General features: G+C 57.4%; 11 protein-coding genes. 4 read left to right on the top strand and 7 right to left on the bottom strand.

Annotated elements, in window-relative coordinates:
* Positions 1-131 precede the first annotated feature (131 nt).
* Positions 132-848 carry a response regulator gene (locus tag BUA85_RS06870; RefSeq protein WP_072900083.1) on the top strand — a complete coding sequence of 239 codons (717 nt, stop codon included), beginning with the start codon at positions 132-134 and terminating at the stop codon, positions 846-848.
* On the opposite strand, the gene BUA85_RS06875 is transcribed toward BUA85_RS06870, so the two are convergent.
* Positions 841-1,551 (bottom strand): GNAT family N-acetyltransferase, encoded by a 711-nt coding sequence (locus tag BUA85_RS06875; protein ID WP_072900084.1) that lies wholly within the window; start codon positions 1,549-1,551, stop codon positions 841-843. The two genes, BUA85_RS06870 and BUA85_RS06875, sit on opposite strands and share 8 nt — an antisense overlap.
* A gap of 130 nt (positions 1,552-1,681) precedes the next feature.
* Entirely contained in the window at positions 1,682-3,541 is a 1,860-nt protein-coding gene (aspS, locus tag BUA85_RS06880; protein ID WP_072900085.1) for an aspartate--tRNA ligase, read from the bottom strand.
* A gap of 575 nt (positions 3,542-4,116) precedes the next feature.
* On the opposite strand from aspS, the gene carB reads away from it, so the two are divergent.
* Positions 4,117-7,488, top strand: a complete 3,372-nt coding sequence (gene carB, locus BUA85_RS06885) for a carbamoyl-phosphate synthase large subunit (RefSeq protein ID WP_072900086.1) — start codon at positions 4,117-4,119, stop codon at positions 7,486-7,488.
* A gap of 107 nt (positions 7,489-7,595) precedes the next feature.
* Entirely contained in the window at positions 7,596-8,714 is a 1,119-nt protein-coding gene (locus BUA85_RS06890; protein ID WP_072900087.1) for a beta-ketoacyl-ACP synthase III, read from the top strand.
* Here the strand turns inward: BUA85_RS06890 and BUA85_RS06895 are convergent.
* The gene (locus tag BUA85_RS06895; protein ID WP_072900458.1) at positions 8,711-10,978 is read right to left on the bottom strand and encodes a molybdopterin-dependent oxidoreductase; all 2,268 of its coding nucleotides are present in this window, start codon (positions 10,976-10,978) and stop codon (positions 8,711-8,713) included. The genes BUA85_RS06890 and BUA85_RS06895 overlap by 4 nt on opposite strands.
* Positions 10,979-11,035: 57 nt before the next feature.
* The gene (locus BUA85_RS06900; protein ID WP_072900459.1) at positions 11,036-13,318 is read right to left on the bottom strand and encodes an adenosylcobalamin-dependent ribonucleoside-diphosphate reductase; all 2,283 of its coding nucleotides are present in this window, start codon (positions 13,316-13,318) and stop codon (positions 11,036-11,038) included.
* Between the two features lie 215 nt (positions 13,319-13,533).
* On the opposite strand from BUA85_RS06900, the gene BUA85_RS06905 reads away from it, so the two are divergent.
* The gene (locus BUA85_RS06905) at positions 13,534-13,965 is read left to right on the top strand and encodes a DUF1489 family protein (protein ID WP_072900088.1); all 432 of its coding nucleotides are present in this window, start codon (positions 13,534-13,536) and stop codon (positions 13,963-13,965) included.
* A 15-nt stretch (positions 13,966-13,980) separates the two neighbouring features.
* On the opposite strand, the gene hisG is transcribed toward BUA85_RS06905, so the two are convergent.
* The 3 genes from hisG to hisS are packed head-to-tail and all read right to left on the bottom strand — an operon-like array spanning position 13,981 to position 17,245.
* Positions 13,981-14,673 (bottom strand): ATP phosphoribosyltransferase, encoded by a 693-nt coding sequence (gene hisG / locus BUA85_RS06910; RefSeq protein WP_072900089.1) that lies wholly within the window; start codon positions 14,671-14,673, stop codon positions 13,981-13,983.
* The gene (locus BUA85_RS06915) at positions 14,670-15,755 is read right to left on the bottom strand and encodes an ATP phosphoribosyltransferase regulatory subunit (protein ID WP_072900090.1); all 1,086 of its coding nucleotides are present in this window, start codon (positions 15,753-15,755) and stop codon (positions 14,670-14,672) included. The genes hisG and BUA85_RS06915 overlap by 4 nt, the downstream gene beginning before the upstream one ends.
* The gene (gene hisS / locus BUA85_RS06920) at positions 15,752-17,245 is read right to left on the bottom strand and encodes a histidine--tRNA ligase (RefSeq protein ID WP_072900091.1); all 1,494 of its coding nucleotides are present in this window, start codon (positions 17,243-17,245) and stop codon (positions 15,752-15,754) included. The genes BUA85_RS06915 and hisS overlap by 4 nt, the downstream gene beginning before the upstream one ends.
* Positions 17,246-17,302: the final 57 nt, after the last annotated feature.

Raw genomic sequence — 17,302 nt, forward strand, 5'->3', positions numbered from 1 at the left:
AAAGTTGCTTGCCTTATGCAATCCGTCCCATCGCTTCGCAAGCCTCTGCGATATTCCGCCGCGTCCTTAACCAGTGATTCAGCCTTTGCATGGTTTGCTACTGACAACACACAACTCAAAGGGGACTCACCATGGACAAACTGGACGACCTACTCGCAGCCCAACAACCCACCGCGCGACGTCCCTTATTGGGCGTGACGATCCTTGTTGTCGAAGACAGCCGTTTCGCTTGTGAAGCGTTCCGGCTGATGGCGACCAAGTCCGGCGCGCGTATTCGCCGAGCGGACAGCATCACAAACGCCCGCCGCCACCTCGCCATCTATCGGCCATCGGTCGTCATCGTGGACGTGGGATTGCCCGATGGATCAGGCTTGGATCTGATCCAAAACCTCAGCCTAGGCAGCCCGAAATTGGATGTTATTTTGGGGATCAGCGGCGATCCTGATCAGGAAGATGCGCTTCTAAAGGCTGGTGCAGATCATTTCCTCGCCAAACCCATCGCCAATCTCGCAGAATTTCAATCCGCGATCTTGGATCACCTGCCGCGCGACCGCCAGCCACCCGCCCCCCGCGCGGTGAGCGAGGAAATGGTCGACCCCGATCGTATCGCCTTTCATGATGACCTCAACCATGCCGCCCAAGTTCTTGGCAACAGTCGCTCAACAGAGACGCTCGATTACATCACCCAATTCCTCACTGGCGTCGCAGCAAGCGTTGAAGATACCGAATTGCAAAGAGTCGTTTCACAACTCAAACATTTGCGGAACCAAGGTGCGCCAACAGATATTGGCATCGCGAAACTCACCGCTTTGGTCCAATCCCGCCTCGCTGCAGCGGCCCCTATGTAAGTGTGGGATCAGTCGTGAAGAGATGGGGCGCGGTGAGGTCGGCAAGCGACGTACGTTGTACCCCTGCAGCGTCAAAGTTTTCAGGTGAAAGCCATGTCTCATAGGCCTCGCGCAGCCCGACCCAATCCTGATCCGTGATCGCAAACCAAGCCGTATCTCGGTTGCGGCCTTTGACGATCATGTGGTTGCGGAGCACCCCTTCAAAGCTGAACCCCAGCCGCTGCGCTGCCCGCCGCGACGGCGCATTGAGCGCGTTGCACTTCCATTCCATTCGGCGGTAGCCGTTCTGAAAAACCCAATCGGTCATCAGATAAAACCCCTCCGTCGCAATGGGTGTTCGCTGCAAAGCTGGCGATAAGTTCACATTGCCAATCTCATTGCTGCCCATCGAAGTCACCGTTGTCCAGAAACAAGCATAACCAAGCGGCGTTTCCTGCCCTTTTGCGCGTATGACATAGGCAAATTTGTCCGTCTTGGCCTGCAAATCCTCCAAAATGCCCGCAAAGTCAGTTTCAGTCTGCGGCGCAGGCTCAAACAGATAATCCCAAAGCCAATCATGCCCCGCCATTTGTGACCACAAACCGGGTGCATCCCCAACCGCATCCAACGGCCTCAGCTCCGCCCATTCCCCAACCAAATGAAGATCGAGTGGTTCAGGCACCGCTTCGAACTCCGGCACCTCGAACCCTAATGGCCTATCCATCGCTCACTCCCAGCAACCTCACTTAGCACAAAGCTAGCTAAGTCCGACACACCCCGATATGGCCAGTCCGCCCCTTAGGGGCAGACCAATGCTCGCATCATCTTTGCAAAAAAATCGAAACCCCGCCGGATCAATCCTCAGGCGGCAGTACCCGCAGTCGCAATTCGCGCAATTGCTCATTCATCGGCTCAGACGGCGCACCCATCATCAGGTCTTCCGCCCGCTGGTTCATCGGGAACATGATGACTTCACGAATGTTCTCCGCATCCGCTAGCAGCATTACGATCCGGTCGATCCCGGCTGCACATCCGCCGTGAGGCGGCGCGCCATATTGGAACGCATTGACCATGCCGCCAAAACGCTTTTCGACCTGATCAGCACCATAACCTGCGATCTCAAACGCCTTGAACATGATCTCAGGCCGGTGGTTCCGAATGGCGCCGGAGACCAGCTCATACCCGTTACAGGCCAAATCGTACTGGTAGCCCAGAACATCCTCAGGATCGCCCTTCAACGCATCCATCCCGCCCTGCGGCATCGAAAATGGGTTGTGTTCGAAATCAATCTCGCCAGTCTCTTCGTCGCGTTCATAAATCGGGAAATCGACGATCCATGCGAAGGCAAAGCGATCCTCATCAATCAGACCCAGCTCCGCACCAATCACATTCCGCGCACGACCCGCAATCGCTTCAAACGTCTTCGGCTTGCCGCCTAGGAAGAACGCCGCATCGCCCAACCCAAGGCCCAGCTGCTGGCGAATGGCCTCCGTCCGCTCTGGGCCAATGTTCTTAGCGAGCGGTCCAGCGGCTTCCATACCGCCTTCAACCTCACCAGACTTCAACTTGGCCTGCGCTTCTTTCACGGTGATGCCCAGCTCCTGCGCCACCGCATCCGCCGTCTTTTCGCGCCAGAAGATATAGCCCATCCCGGGCAATCCTTCTTTCTGCGCATAGGCGTTCATCCGGTCACAGAACTTTCGGCTGCCCCCGGTCGGCGCAGGAATTGCCCGCACCTCGGTGCCGTCTTGCTCCAACAGCTTTGCGAAAATCGCAAAGCCAGAACCGCGGAAGTGGTCGGAGACCACTTGCATTTTAATAGGGTTGCGCAAATCCGGCTTGTCAGACCCATACCAAAGCGCAGCATCGCGGTACGAAATCTGTTCCCACTCTGCCGGCGCATCTACCTTGCGGCCACCGCCAAACTCCTCGAACACACCTGCAATCACAGGCGCGATTGTATCGAACACATCCTGCTGCTCAACAAACGACATTTCCATGTCGAGCTGGTAGAAGTCCGTCGGCGAGCGGTCTGCACGCGGGTCCTCATCCCGGAAACAAGGCGCAATCTGGAAATACTTGTCGTAACCCGAAACCATAATCAACTGCTTGAACTGCTGCGGCGCCTGCGGCAACGCATAGAACTTGCCCGGATGCAAACGCGAAGGCACCAAGAAATCCCGCGCACCTTCGGGGCTAGACGCAGTAATAATCGGCGTTTGATACTCGCGGAAGTCATTGTCCCACATCCGCTTGCGGATTGAAGCCACAACATCAGACCGCAGCTTCATGTTCTCTTGCATCGCCTCACGGCGCAGGTCGAGGTAGCGGTATTTCAACCGTGTCTCTTCGGGATACTCCTGATCGCCGAAGACCATCAAAGGCAGCTCTTTCGACGCGCCTAAAACTTCCATATCGCGAATGAAAACCTCGATCTGTCCCGTCGGGATCTTCGGGTTCACCAAATCCGCATCGCGGGCTTTCACCTCACCGTCGATCCTGATGCACCATTCGCTCCGCACCTTCTCAACATCAGCAAACACAGGGCTGTCAGGATCACACAAAACCTGCGTCATGCCATAGTGATCGCGCAAGTCGATGAAAAGAACGCCACCATGGTCGCGCACCCGATTGACCCAGCCAGACAAACGCACAGTTTGTCCTACCTCAGCAGACGTGAGTTCAGCGCAAGAATGGCTACGATAAGCGTGCATGGATTTATCCCTCAATTCGCGTCTGCGTGGGTTGACCAAGGGAACGCGCCAGAGTCAAGCCGTGCAGAGCTATATTGGACGTCCAATCGAGTTTTTGACGACAATTAGACCAACATCGGCCTTGGTAGGCCCCAATGTGACGTAGGGTCTGCTCAAAAGCTGCTGAAATTTCCGCAGAACTGACGCAAGCGCGCTAGGTTTTCCCCTCTAAACCAGAGCACCTCTCCCCCAAATGAACGTCAGCGACGAACACAATCGCTGTCCACTGGAGTTGCCATCATCCCCCCGGGTGAAAGTGCAGACCAACAACAGCGACGCACAGTTCGGACGCCCGCGCCCACTCACGGCGAGACCCCCGCTGGCGATCTCCGGCGGGGGTCAACTATTTTGGCCCCAAGGCGCATTGAAAACAAAAGCGTTTCTGCCTCGCCTATCCACAATGCATCGACACCGAAACCGTCCGTCCTAAATTTAATCCCAAATGCCCTTGCGGAGGGCGGCTTGATGCGTATAACGCACGACAATTTGGGCGCAGGGGATTGCCCAAACTGCAAAATTGAAGAGGGGCTGCCGCCATGCCGAAGCGTACCGACATCAAGTCGATCATGATCATCGGAGCGGGCCCTATTATTATCGGCCAAGCCTGCGAATTTGACTACTCCGGCGCCCAAGCTTGCAAAGCGCTGAAAGAGGAAGGCTACCGCGTCATCCTCGTCAATTCGAACCCAGCGACCATCATGACTGACCCCAACATGGCCGACGCGACATATATCGAGCCGATCACCCCCGAAGTCGTCGCCAAAATCATCGAGAAAGAGCGCCCAGACGCACTCCTGCCAACCATGGGTGGTCAAACCGGCCTCAACACCTCCCTCGCCCTCGATGACATGGGCGTCCTTGAAAAGTTCAACGTCGAAATGATCGGCGCGCGCCGCGACGCAATTGAAATGGCCGAAGATCGCAAACTTTTTCGCGACGCGATGGACCGCCTCGGCATTGAAAACCCGAAAGCCACCATCGTCACCGCCCCCTTCGCCGATGATCCGCAGCAACGCGCTTGGCCGCGCATCCAAGGCAACGACCGCTTCAAAATCCTCGAGGAAGGCGAACGTCTGGCCCTCGAAGCGCTCGAAGAGATCGGCCTCCCCGCCGTAATCCGCCCTGCCTTTACCATGGGCGGTACCGGCGGCGGCGTGGCCTATAACCGCGAAGAATACATCCACTACTGCCGCACTGGTATGGACGCCTCACCTGTGGCCCAAATCCTCGTCGATGAAAGCCTGCTCGGCTGGAAAGAATACGAGATGGAAGTCGTACGCGACAAAGCCGACAACGCTATCATCATCTGTTCCATCGAAAACGTCGACCCAATGGGCGTGCACACAGGCGACTCGATCACCGTCGCCCCAGCCCTGACGCTGACCGACAAAGAGTACCAGATCATGCGAACGCATTCGATCAACGTCCTGCGCGAAATTGGTGTCGAAACAGGCGGGTCCAACGTGCAATGGGCAGTGAACCCCGCCGACGGCCGCATGGTCGTCATCGAAATGAATCCACGGGTATCACGGTCCTCCGCGCTGGCCTCCAAAGCCACAGGCTTCCCAATCGCCAAAGTCGCGGCCAAGCTCGCCGTCGGCTACACGCTCGACGAACTCGACAACGACATCACCGGCGTCACACCGGCCTCTTTTGAGCCGACAATCGACTACGTCGTCACCAAAATCCCTCGTTTTGCGTTCGAAAAATTCGCGGGGTCCGAGCCTTACCTGACAACCGCCATGAAATCCGTCGGCGAAGCCATGTCCATCGGCCGCACCATCCACGAGTCGATGCAAAAGGCGCTCGCCTCGATGGAAACCGGCCTCACCGGATTTGATGAAATCGAGATCGCGGGCGCGCCAGATAAAGCTGCGATCACAAAGGCTTTGGCTCAGCAAACCCCAGACAGATTGCGTGTCATCGCTCAGGCCATGCGCGAAGGGCTCAGCAACGACGACATCCAAGCGGTCACCAAATTCGACCCGTGGTTCCTCGACCGCATCCGCGAAATCATCGACGCTGAGAAAACCATCCGCAAAAACGGCCTGCCAGTAACCGAAAAAGAGCTTCGCGCCGTCAAAATGCTCGGTTTCACCGACGCGCGGCTGGCCACACTGACAGGGCGAGATGAGGCGCAAATTAGGAACGCCCGCCACAACCTCGGCGTCACCGCTGTGTTCAAACGCATCGACACCTGCGCGGCCGAATTCGAAGCTCAAACGCCCTACATGTACTCCACCTACGAAACCCCTGTCATGGGCGACGTGGAATGCGAAGCCCGGCCGTCAAACAAAAAGAAAGTCGTCGTGCTCGGCGGCGGCCCCAACCGCATCGGCCAAGGGATCGAGTTCGATTACTGCTGCTGTCACGCCTGCTATGCGCTGAAAGATCAGGGCTATGAGACCATCATGGTCAACTGTAACCCTGAAACGGTTTCCACCGACTATGACACCTCCGACCGTCTGTATTTCGAGCCGCTCACCTTCGAACACGTCATGGAAATCCTGCGCGTTGAGCAGGAAAACGGCTCGCTCCACGGCGTCATCGTCCAGTTTGGCGGCCAAACTCCGTTGAAACTCGCCAACGCTTTGGAAGGCGCAGGCATTCCAATCCTCGGCACCTCGCCCGACGCTATTGATCTGGCCGAAGACCGCGAGCGGTTCCAAGACCTAGTCAACCGCCTGGGCCTCAAACAACCGACCAACGGCATCGCCCATACAGACGCAGAAGCTCTTGAAATCGCATCAGATATAGGCTTCCCACTGGTCATCCGTCCGTCCTACGTCCTCGGCGGCCGCGCGATGGAAATCGTCCGCGATCAAAGCCAACTCGAACGCTACATCTCTGACGCGGTCGTCGTCTCCGGCGACAGCCCCGTGCTGCTCGATAGCTACCTCTCCGGCGCGGTTGAGGTCGACGTCGACTGCCTCTCCGACGGCACCAACACCCACGTCGCGGGCATCATGCAGCACATTGAAGAAGCCGGCGTGCACTCGGGCGACAGCGCCTGCTCTCTCCCGCCGCACTCCCTCTCTGAGGCGATGATCGAGAAAATCCACCGCCAAACTGTGGCCCTTGCGCTAGAACTCAAAGTCGTCGGCCTGATGAACGTGCAATTCGCGGTGAAAGACGAAACCGTCTACCTCATTGAGGTCAACCCCCGCGCCTCCCGCACCGTGCCCTTCGTAGCCAAAGCAACGGACTCCGCCATCGCCTCCATCGCGGCACGCCTCATGGCCGGTGAGCCACTGACGAACTTCCCGATGCGTGAACCCTATGCCGAGGTGAACGACCCGATGGACGTCATGCCCCTCGGCGATGCCTTCACATTGGCCGATCCAAACACACCATGGTTCTCGGTCAAAGAAGCAGTCATGCCCTTCAACCGCTTCCCCGGTGTGGATACGATCCTCGGCCCAGAAATGCGTTCCACCGGCGAAGTCATGGGCTGGGCCCGCTCTTTCCCGCGCGCGTTCCTGAAGGCACAGCTCGGCGCGGGCACGACATTGCCGACAGAAGGCACCGTCTTCCTCTCCATCCGTGACGCCGACAAAACGGATGAGATGTTGACCGCAGCCAAAACCCTTACCGACCTCGGCTTCACCCTCTACGCCACACGCGGCACGGCGAAGTTCCTAACAGGCGCGGGCGTCGACGCTCAAACCGTTAACAAGGTCTACGAAGGCGGCCGCACGGTGGTCGACCAGATGAAAGACGGAGAGGTGTCGCTGGTCTTCAACACCACAGAAGGCGCCGCCGCGGTTGAAGACAGCCGCTCCATGCGTGCCGTGTGTTTGAACGACAAGATCCCGTATTACACCACAGCTGCCGGAGCACAGGCTGCGGTGATGGCGATGAAAGAAAGCGTCGAAGGTGAGATTAAGGTGCGGGCGTTGCAGGGGTAAAGACACATTACCTAGACCGCCAGTGACGCAAGGTCAGCGTGGGGGCAGACTCGACACGCCCTTTGCGGTAAACCACTTTAGACAGATTAGTCTTCAAGGGGTCCCTTATGCACAGCGTCGCGATCACTGGCACCGGTGTCTTCACACCTGAAAACATCATCACCAACGATGAATTGGTCGAAGCGTTCAACGCCTTTGCCGACAAGGAAAATGCCGCCAATGCCGCAGCAATCGAAGCGGGCGAAGCTGAGGCGATCCCTCATTCCTCGGCAGAGTTCATCGTTGCCGCCAGCGGGATCGAACGCCGATATGTCCTTGATAAAGAAGGCGTCCTCGACCCCGACCGCATGTATCCGAAACTCAACCCGCGCGCGGATGACATGCCCGCGATAATGGCGGAAATCGCCGTGGACGCTGCGCAAAAAGCCTTGGCGCAAGCCGGTATCGACGGATCAGACGTTGACCTTGTGCTCTGCGCTGCCTCCAATATGGAACGCGCCTATCCAGCTGTTGCAGTGGAGATCCAACAGCTGCTCGGTGCCGGCGGATTTGCCTTTGACATGAATGTCGCCTGCTCCTCCGCCACCTTCGGCATCCAAACCGCTGCGGACATGATCCGCGCGGGTTCCGTTCGCACCGCACTGGTTGTTAACCCCGAAATATGTTCTGCGCATCTAGAGTGGCGCGATCGCGATTGTCACTTCATCTTTGGCGACGTCGCAACCGCAACGCTGTTACAACGAGAGGAAGACGCAAAGGGCCTGCATTTCAAAGTACATTCCACTCGATGTGCGACGCAGTTCTCAAACAACATCCGCAACAACAACGGATACCTGCGCCGGACCCACGATCAAATGGAAGACCGCCGCGATATGCAGTTCATGCAGAACGGGCGCAAAGTGTTTAAAGAGGTGCTGCCATTGGTCAGCAAACATATCGCCACCCATATGGATGACGAAGGGGTGACATCTGCTGACCTGAAACGTTTGTGGCTGCATCAGGCCAATAAAACGATGAATGACTACATTGGTAAAAAGGTCCTGGGCCGGGAACCTGAGGCGGGCGAACAACCCAACATTCTGCAGGACTATGCCAACACCTCTTCTGCAGGATCGATCATCGCGTTTTCAAAGCACTCCGATGATATGACGCCAGGCGACAAGGGGATCATTTGCTCCTTTGGCGCAGGCTATTCAGTGGGCTCTGTCCTCGTCGAACGCGCCTAAGCTTCGGTCACAAACCTCGGCGGTCCACTCACAGTTAGGTCAGGCAAAGGCTTCGACCATTTCTCCGCCCTCACCACACAGGTGTGCGCCGCGTTACCTTGGCTCAATTCCGAACAGCCCTTGTCGAGCGTGAGAGCATTCGGATTTCCGTGGACCTCGAGATAGTCGCCATCTACAATCTGCGGATCATACCAGGCCCCCGTGGGCAGAGAGATACAGTCAGAACGAAGCACCTCACGGATCATCACCCCAGCCAAACAGGCACCACGCGCGTTGTAGAGCCGGATTACATCGCCAGCGACAACCCCAATTCGTGCTGCAGCTTCGGGATGCAAAGTGGCCACCTCCCGTCCGTCAATTTTAGAGCCGAGCGATTCATCCCCCATGTCGTTCTGACTGTGCAATCGTGTGTCAGGCTGACCGGTTATGAGGTGATATTCATTCGCCTCCAAAGCTATACCCTCGGTCGGCTCAATCCACGCAGGATGCCCAAAACAGTCATTCATTTCTTCACCTGCAAAGGATTGATTTGAAACGGTTATCTTCCCTGTTTCTGACCCCAAAGCCTCCCCCTCGGGGTCATCGATAAACCCCTTCAAAGCTATCCTCTGTTCCCCCGCATCGGGAATATCAAAACGCCCGATGTCCTTAAACGCCTCCCACTCTGGCAGCTCAAACCCGTGCTGCTTAGCCACGGTCTCACATCTCGCCCACATGTTCGCCTGCCACGCCTCTTCATCAAGCCCCTTGGTAAAGAGCGGACCAAATCCCATCCGATCAGACAACTCTGAGAAGATATCAAAATCGTGCCGCGCCTGTCCCGCAGGCTCCATCATCTTCGACATATACAGCAGCGTCGGATCGCGCCGGTTAAGCATCATATCATTGCGCTCAAGCGGCGTTGTCGCGGGCAGCACGATATCCGCCCGCCGCGCTGTCGCGGTCCAACTGTGTTCATTGGTAATGATGGTTTCCGGCTTGCACCACGCGGCCTCCAGCTTGCACAGGTCTTGGTGGTGATGAAACGGATTGCCGCCACTCCACCAGATCAACCGGATGTCGGGGTAGGTGCGGGTTGTGAGGTTGTAGCGATAGGGCTCACCCGGCGCGTTCAGGCAATCGGTGATCCGCGCCACGGGGATGAATTCCGACACAGGGTTAATCGGTACAGGGAACGACGGCCAAGGGAACAACTTCGCCGCTCGGCCAACGGGTGAGGTTGAGCCATACCCAAAAGCATATCCCGTCCCTGGCTGTCCAATCTGTCCTAACGCGCAAGCTAGCACCAACCCTGCCCAAATTGGCTGCTCTCCATGGTCCGCTCTTTGCATCGACCATGTCATACTGATCATGGATTTCGACCGCATCAGATCAGCGGCCAAAGCCTTGATCTGATCGCTCGGAAGGTCACAAATCTGCGCCGCCCATTCTGCCGTTTTTGGCAGCCCATCCGATCGGCCCACGAGATAATTTTCGAAATGATCCCAACCACTTGTGTAGCGGTCAAGAAACGGGCGATCGTGTTTCCCCGCCGCAACAATCTCATAGGTCAACGCGAGGATCAGCGCCGTATCTGTCCCAGGTTTGATCGCCCACCATTCGCCTTTGGCCTCTCCCTTCTCAGGTGAAATTGTGATGACCCGCACGCCCTTTGCGTCCAACTCATCAATCCACGGTCCAACCTCGTGATAGGAATTTCCTGCCGACATCACCTGTGCCGTACGCGCCGAAATACCGCCGAACGCCAACATGATCTCACAATGCTCTGACACCAATGGTTGCGCTGTCACCTGATCTTGGAACGCCGTGTTCTTCATCCCTAGAATATGCGGGAACAGCACCTCAGCCGCGGCGTGAGAATAGGTCTCACGCGACGAGGTAAACCCGCCTCCTAACGATAGAAACCGCCGCATCTGGCTTTGCGCATGATGGAACCGGCCGGAACTGGACCACCCATAAGAACCGCCAAAAATCGCGCTGTCGCCATGCACCTCACGCACCCGCGCCATCTCTCTCGACACAAGGTCCAGCGCGCGATCCCAACTGACCTCGACAAAGCTGTCGTTACACCGGTGCGCCCCGCCGTCCCCTTCAAGCCAGCCTTTTCGTACAGCGGGCTTCAGAACGCGTGTATCCAAATTGCGCACCGCGGAGACCCAACCTTTCCCAATCCGCGAAGGGGCCGGGTCACCAGTCAAAGGTGTCAGGTCGGTGTCGCCATCATTGAACTGATAGGCGCCCCAATGGGCGGCGGTGTATTTCATGATGGGCCCCTTACGGTTCGGCCAGATCATTTCACGTTACGCACTAGAGAGTGTCAATCATCCACACTTCGAGTACCCGCAAGACGCGCAAGTCATGCACCCTTCGACCATCCGCAATTCGTATGATCCACAGCTCGAACAGGCCTGACCCTTTGGCTTTTGGTTAAGCGCCACAACGTCGGCCTTCGGGTCTTCCTTCAGCCCCATGCCTTCACCGGCAAGGAACCCTGTAGCGATCATATGTTTCTCAATCACGCCGCCAATCGCGGCAAGTATCGACGGCACGTATTTGCCCCCCATCCACGCGCCTCCACGTGGATCAAACACGGCCTTTAATTCTTCAACAACAAAGGACACATCCCCCCCGCGGCGGAACACGGCGGAGATCATACGCGTAAGGGCCACGGTCCAAGCGAAATGCTCCATGTTCTTGGAGTTAATGAACACCTCAAACGGGCGACGGTGACCGGCAACGACCAGATCATTCACCGTGATGTAGATTGCGTGCTCGCTATCCGGCCATTTCAGCTTGTAAGTCGCGCCATCCAACTCTTGCGGGCGGTCGAGCGGTTCGGACATATAAACAACCTCTGCCCCATCGCCATCGACGGTGACTTGCGCAGGCGCTTCATCCGCTGGCTTTTCTTCGCTGACGGACAGGACAGAGCCGGTGACATCATTCGGACGGTAGGTTGTGCAACCTTTGCAGCCGGTGTCCCACGCCTCCATGTAGACCTCTTTGAAGGCTTCAAAGCTGATGTCCTCGGGGCAGTTGATCGTCTTGGAAATGGAACTGTCGATCCATTTCTGCGCTGCTGCCTGCATCCGCACATGATCCAAAGGCGCGAGTGTTTGGGCGTTGACGAAATAATCCGGCAGAGGCGCGTCACCTTTCAGGTCGCGCCACATTTGGACGGCGTAATCCACAACCTCTTCTTCCGTCCGGCTGCCGTCTTTTTGCAAGACCTTGCGGGTGTAGGCATAAGCGAAGACCGGCTCGATGCCGGAACTGACGTTTCCTGCATAGAGGCTGATCGTGCCGGTCGGCGCAATAGATGTCAGCAAAGCGTTGCGGATGCCATGTTCGCGGATCGCCTCTTTGACGTCTTCGTCCATATCCTGCATCGCGCCGCTGGCCAGAAACTTGTCCGCATCGAATAAGGGGAAGGCCCCTTTCTCGGCTGCAAGGTTCACCGACGCCAGATACGCGGCGCGGGCAATCGCGTGCATCCAGCGGTCGGTCTGACGCGCCGCCTCCTCTGATCCATAGCGCAGGCCCATCATCAAAAGCGCATCGGCAAGCCCCGTAACACCCAACCCGATCCGGCGTTTTGCAGCAGCTTCCTGCGCCTGTGCCTCCAGCGGGAATTTCGACGCGTCGACCACGTTGTCCATCATGCGAACCGCAGTCGCGACAAGATCATTCAGCGCCTCTTCGTCCAGTGCCGCCTCGGCTTCAAACGGGTCGCTGACCAACCGCGCGAGATTAATGGATCCCAGCAGGCACGCGCCATACGGCGGCAGCGGCTGTTCTCCGCAGGGATTCGTCGCAGCGATGATCTCGCAGTAGTTCAGATTGTTCATCTGATTGATGCGGTCGATGAAGATCACGCCCGGTTCGGCATAATCATAGGTCGACTGCATGATCTGATCCCACAGCTCCCGCGCTTGCACATTGCCATAAGTTTTGCCGTCAAAGACCAGATCCCACGCCCCACCAGATTTCACCGCTTCCATGAACGGATCGGTGACCAGTACGGACATGTTGAACATTCTTAACCGTGCTGGGTCAGATTTGGCCGTGATAAAATCAAGGATATCTGGGTGATCACAGCGCATCGTCGCCATCATCGCGCCGCGACGAGAGCCAGCGGACATGATCGTCCGGCACATGGCGTCCCAAACGTCCATGAAGGACAAAGGACCAGACGCATCAGCCGCCACGCCCTTCACGGCGGCACCTTTGGGTCGGATCGTAGAGAAATCGTAGCCGATACCGCCGCCCTGCTGCATGGTCAGCGCAGCCTCTTTGAGCATATCAAAGATGCCGCCCATATCGTCGGGGACCGTGCCCATGACGAAACAGTTAAAGAGTGTTACCGACCGCGCCGTGCCAGCCCCTGCGGTGATCCGACCAGCGGGCAGGTATTTGAAGTCTTCCAAGGCGGAATAGAATTTATCTTCCCAAGCCTTTGGGTCCTTTTCCACACTCGCCAAAGAGGACGCTATCCGCCGCCATGTATCCTCGACCGTGTCGTCAATGGGCGTGCCGTCCGCGTCTTTGAAACGGTACTTCATGTCCCAGATTTGCTCAGCAATAGGGGCAGAAAAACGGGTCATGGCGTCTCTTTCCGTAGAGGGTTTGGCAGGCGAGGACTGCATCTTAGTTGGTCAATTGGGATTCGTGAACCGAGGGCGTTCGAAAAAAGATCGAACTGATCACGAAGGTAGGAGGGAATCCATATATAGTAATTCTAGCAAAATCAACCTCAATATATGGGAAATCTGGTCCGTTTTTTGCTTGAAGCCACTCGGCACTTTTGCGACAAGCAAACATGTCCAAAACAGTCCATCTCATCAAGCTTTCCGTCGGCACAGAAGATGTCGCAGGGCTTGAGGCGTGGCAATCTCAAAAACGCGCACAGACCGAGGACGGATTGCCGCGGCACATCACGCGGATGTGGCCAAAGCGCGAAGATGAAATCCTGAACGGCGGATCGATCTTTTGGGTGATTAAGGGTGTTGTTTTGTGCCGACAGCCTGTCTTGAGGCTCGACGAATATGACAGCGCTGACGGTATTCGTCGCTGCGCGATTGTCTGTGAGCCCGGTCTGATCCGTGTGGAGGCAACGCCGCGTCGCGCGTTTCAGGGCTGGAGATACCTACCCGTGGATGACGCGCCGTGTGATCTGTCTCAAGCGCGCCAGCATGAGGATATCCTGCCGATTGAATTGACGCAGGCCTTGGCGGAAATTGGTGTGCGCTAGGACGCGACCCCTGACTCAAATCCCCAAAACCGACTGCAACTCTTTCAGCGTCACCCGCTGCCCATCGGTCCAATCGCGCCTTCGCCCGCGAAACAGCGTCGCCTGGCTGGCGTGGATCAAACCATCCGACAGGATGCGCAATCCATTGGCGCGTAGTGTTTCCCCCGTCGAGGTTATATCTGCAATCGCTTCTGCGGTTTCATTCTTAACAGTGCCCTCAGTCGCGCCTTGGCTGTCGACCAACTGATAATCAGCGACACCTTCCGCCTTCAAAAACTCACGCACCGACCGGTGATATTTCGTGGCAATCCGCAGGCGGAACCCATGCGCTGACCGAAACGCCGCAGCCGCCGCGTCAAGATCTTCGAGCGTGTCCACATCAACCCAGCAATCCGGCACCGCGATGATCAAATCAGCACCGCCAAAACCCATGGGCGCAAGTTCAACCACCTGACTGTCCCAATTGGCCAGCCTTTCGCGCACCAGATCGGAGCCCGTCACGCCGAGATGAATGCGCCCCGCCGCGAGTTCTCGCGGAATTTCGCTGGCAGACAGTAGGACCAATTCGACCCCGTCAATCCCATCAACGGCGCCTGCGTATTCGCGGTCAGACCCAGACTTGCGCAAGGTCACGCCACGCTTGCCGAACCAGTCGAAGGTTTTCTCCATCAACCGGCCCTTGGACGGTACGCCAAGTTTCAACGTCATAGCCCTTCCTCCACCGCGAGCAGCAGATCAGGTCGGATCACAGCGCCAACCGCTGGTACAGCTCGCCCCGCGCCGAGCTGTGCTGTCAACGCATCGTAACGTCCACCTGTGGCAATGGGTGGCAAGTCGGCGCGAACCGTGGAGTAAAACCCAAAGACGAAGCCGTCGTAGTATTCCATGTTGGTCCGGCCATAGCTGCCTTCGAACCGCAGCGCATTGACATCGACACCGTGGGATGCCAATGCCTCTGTCCGGCGGGCAAGGGTTTCTACAGCTCCGGCAATCGCGGGCAAATCAACCGCGATATCGCGCAAGGCACTCATGACGTTGGGCAGGGTTTCTTGCAGGCCAAGAATCGCATCCAGCAGGTCACGTTCTTCCGCGCCGATGGCGGGCGTTTTGGCATCATCGCGCAGGGCTTCGATCCGCGCGTTGACCTCTGACCGGCTGCGCAAACTGATATCTGCCCAAGCCCCTTCAAACGGGTCATCCGCCGCCAAAAGTTTCGTGCGGAACTTCGGTGTCGGGGTTCTCCCGCAGAACCGGTCTAACAGTGACTTGAACCGCCTAGGGCGCCAGAGATGACGCAGCAATGCAGCCTTGCGGGCATCGCTTGTTTTGAGGCCACTGATGGCCGCTGTCAGCAGCCCGATGTCGCCGGTTGCAGAACGGAGCGGGAGGCCCTCGACAGCCTTTGAAATTGCGGCAAAGACTTCGGCATCCGCACCGGCAATGTCTTGACCATCAAACACCTCATACCCGACTTGGATATATTCGTTGGCGCGGGACGCATCATGTTCTTGCTTACGATACACCGCGCCGGAATAGGTGTAGCGCGCGGGTTCAGCGAAGGTTTCCATGTGCATTTGCACAACCGGAACCGTGAAGTCCGGCCGAAGCATAATTTCACCGCGAAGAGGGTCGCTGGTGACATAAGCCCGCGCGCGAATGTCTTCGCCATAGAGATCAAGCAACGTCTCAGCCGGTTGCAATACATCCGCATTCACAACCTGCCCACCGAGGTCGGCGAACTGAGCTCTCAGCGCCTCCGCCCTGCAGAGAATTTGTTCGGTAGTGGTCATCCGTCCTGACCGTCCAAAATCTCTCTGATCTTTGCGACCATGTCCGAGCGCGCCACTTCAAATTGCTGCGGGCGGTCTTTCCATTCGTCTGGGCTGGCGCTTTCAGCGATCTTTGCGCCAAGGATCAGGTCTTTGATCTGAACGACACTGCGATCCGCTTCATCGCTGCCTTGTATGACCGCGACGGGAGAATTGCGCTTATCTGCGTATTTCAGCTGATTGCCGAAGTTCTTTGGATTGCCCAGATACACCTCTGACCGAATGCCCGCATTGCGCAGCTCTGCCACGATGGCCTGATAGTCCGCCATGCGGTCGCGATCCATAACGGTGACGATAACGGGACCTGTCGTCTCTTTGGTCAAACGCCCCTTCGCGTGAAGCGCGGCAAGCAGACGGTCCACACCGATCGAAACGCCGGTGGCGGGAACCTCTTGGCCGGTGAAGCGTTTGACGAGGTTATCGTAGCGGCCACCGCCAGAGACAGAGCCGAAGTTGCGCGGACGGCCCTTTTCATCCTGCACCTCAAAGGTCAGTTCAGCCTCATATACCGGGCCAGTGTAATAGCCCAAACCGCGCACTACAGCAGGGTCTATGACGATGCGGTCGGGGCCGTAGCCTTGCGCATCGAGAAGCGTCGCGATGGTTTCAAGCTCGTTCACACCGTCGGTCCCGGTCTGCGAACCCGTCACCAGTTCCATCAGACGCGCGACTGTGGCGGCCCCGGTATCACGACGCGCATCCATGAAGCCCATGACAATCTCGGCCTGTTCCACCGAAAGCCCCGCGCCTTTTGTGAAGTCGCCGCTGTCATCTTTGCGGCCCTCGCCGAGTAGCGCGCGGACACCATCGGTGCCAAGGCGGTCGAGCTTGTCAATGGCACGCAGAACGATCCCGCGCTCGCTTGCGAATTTGTCGGGATCGGACGGATCAAGCACGCCCGCGACTTCCATCACACCGTTCAGAACCTTGCGGTTGTTGACGCTGATCTTGTAGTCGCCGCGTGGGATGCCAACGACCTCAAGCGTATCAGAGAGCATCGCGCAAATCTCTGCATCCGCAGCCACGGTTGGCGCGCCGACCGTATCCGCATCACATTGATAAAACTGGCGGAAACGGCCCGGACCTGTTTTTTCATTGCGCCAAACCGGCCCCATCGCATAGCGACGATAAGGGGTCGGCAGATCGTTGCGAAACTGCGCGTAGACCCGCGCCAAAGGGGCCGTCAGATCATAGCGAAGGGCGAGCCAATCGTTATCCTCTTCCCACGCAAACACACCTTCATTCGGTCGATCCACATCAGGCAGGAACTTACCCAAGGCCTCCACCGTTTCTACCGCAGAGCTTTCCAGCGCCTCAAACCCGTAGTGATGGTACACACCGGCGATCTTGCTGAGCATTTCGGTGCGCTGCACCACTTCCGCACCAAAATAGTCGCGGAACCCTTTCGGGGTCTGCGCCTTGGGACGGGGCTGCTTTTTGACCTTGGCCATGTGCTGTCCTTAGGGTTGACGTTTCTGACCGCCGTTTAGCGTGGCGGGACGAAGGGG

The organism is Cognatiyoonia sediminum (assembly GCF_900129845.1).
Lineage (GTDB): Bacteria > Pseudomonadota > Alphaproteobacteria > Rhodobacterales > Rhodobacteraceae > Cognatiyoonia > Cognatiyoonia sediminum.